Genomic DNA, 1,875 nt, shown 5'->3' with positions numbered 1-1,875 from the left:
GTAGTTCATATAGTCCCCTCCTGGTGTTTTGGTTGTGTGATTACTCCATTCTACCACTGGGGGCCATATGAACTCTTTTTATTTCCCTAAATTGTTGCGCTTGATAGTATAATTCACCAAACATAAAAATGCCGCCGCGCTGTCTGCGCGGCGGCATAACTCATTATGCGAAGAACGCGTGGGCGCCGATGGTAGCAACATAAGTGCAGTTGCGGCTGAACCAGCGGCTGGAGGAAATGGAGGGATTGATAAAGTACAGGGCATTGCCTGCGGTATTAGTACCCTCCATAGCCAGCTTGGCGGCGATGACGCACTCCGCAGTGGGGGTACGATTGATGCGGCCGTTGGAAGCCGGCGTGAACTGATTCCGCTGGAAGATCACGCTGTAGACCGAGTTGGGGAACTGAGGGCTGGCCACACGGTTGAGCACCACGTTGCCCACAGCGATCTTACCCTCCAGAGACTGGTTGCCGCTCTCAGCGTAAATGATACGGGAGAGCCAGTACAGATCCTCCTGGTCGTAGAAGCTGTCACCGGAAGCAATAGGACCGCTGCCGGAAGTGATCTCGATTACGCTCTCTGCACCGTTCCAAACCACCTTGGCACCCAGGGCCTGACACAGGGTGCGGACAGGCACCAGCACCACACCATTCTCCAGCTTCACGCCGTCGGGCACATACAGGTAACGACCGTTGGCCACAATATACTTGGCGCCGGGGGCGATCTGCAGCTTCAGGCCGGGGGCGGTAACCTCCGCCTGGCCATTGTTCCACACGGCCACAGCTTCAGGATAAAGGGCCTGCACGATAGGCCAATAGGAGACGTACGTCATTTCATTTTCTACCTTGGTGGCAAACTCAGTCACCAGGGGCGTACCATTTACTTCAAAGCTGACGCCGCTCTCAGCAGCGTACGCAGGCCCGGTCAAAGACACACAAAGGACCAGACTTGCGAGCGCGCAAAGGGCTCGTTTTTTCATTGTTAGGAATCCTCCTGTTACAGACTGTTACTTGTTGTTCATCTTTTTGTAACCACATTGTAACCACTTTCAGGTCAAAAAGTCAATAGGAAATTTTCCCGTTTTTCCTGAATCCATTGCAGCACAATGGATTCAGCTTTTAAATTTTTTCACAAAGTAAACATTTTATTGAATTATGTAACCAAAGATGGATACAAAAAATAACAAAAAGAAACAGTCCTTTACCATATGTTTCTCCCTGAAACTCTCTGTTGATTTACCGCAATTCCCTGCTTGATTTTATAGTCTGGCCCACGCTTCCTATAGCCGCGCGCAGAGCCCCAGTTTTCGCCTTCCGCCCCATCAAATCAAAATTTTTTCTTTTTTTCATTTTACCCCTTGACGTAGCAAAAAAATCTGCTATAATATAGTCCGTTGCCTGTCCTATGCAGTCAACTTGTAGAGCACTCACCATGGAGAGATGGCTGAGTTGGTCGAAGGCGCACGATTGGAAATCGTGTAGGCGTTAATAGCGTCTCGAGGGTTCGAATCCCTCTCTCTCCGCCAAAGAAGGACATGACCAAGGTCATGTCCTTCTTTTTATTTTGCTGCCGTCTGGCGCGCTATCGTCTCTATTTTTCCTTGACAATTTATCTTCTCCCCTCTATAATATTATTCAGCGCTCAGTTGGTCGGAATAATCTGATCCCCTGTTCAGCGCAGTTCAATTTCATCCGGGTGTGGCGAAGCTTGGTATCGCGCTTGGTTCGGGTCCAAGAGGCCGTGGGTTCAAATCCCGCCACTCGGACCAACTAAGGTTGCTGAAAAAGATGCAACCCCTGAAACCCTTGCTGCGGCAAGGGTTTCAGCCGTTTCAGAGGGAAAAATCGAGCACCAGCCGAGATGGAGATGCAAAAG

The 1,875-nt window shown here is 50.1% G+C and carries 1 protein-coding gene and 2 tRNA genes; 2 read left to right on the top strand and 1 reads right to left on the bottom strand.

The window, feature by feature from the left end; genetic code table 11:
• Positions 1 to 163: 163 nt before the first annotated feature.
• Positions 164 to 979 carry a cell wall hydrolase gene (locus B5F94_RS15785; protein ID WP_087331506.1) on the bottom strand — a complete coding sequence of 272 codons (816 nt, stop codon included), beginning with the start codon at positions 977 to 979 and terminating at the stop codon, positions 164 to 166.
• A gap of 454 nt (positions 980 to 1,433) precedes the next feature.
• Here B5F94_RS15785 and B5F94_RS15780 point away from each other — a divergent pair.
• Positions 1,434 to 1,525 (top strand) — tRNA-Ser (locus B5F94_RS15780).
• A 166-nt stretch (positions 1,526 to 1,691) separates the two neighbouring features.
• Positions 1,692 to 1,768 (top strand) — tRNA-Pro (locus B5F94_RS15775).
• Positions 1,769 to 1,875 lie beyond the last annotated feature (107 nt).

It is taken from the genome of Flavonifractor sp. An4 (assembly GCF_002161755.1).
Taxonomy (GTDB): domain Bacteria; phylum Bacillota; class Clostridia; order Oscillospirales; family Oscillospiraceae; genus Flavonifractor; species Flavonifractor avicola.
Note: the sequence above shows the minus strand (reverse complement) of the source record. Positions and strands in the feature narration are given on the sequence as shown.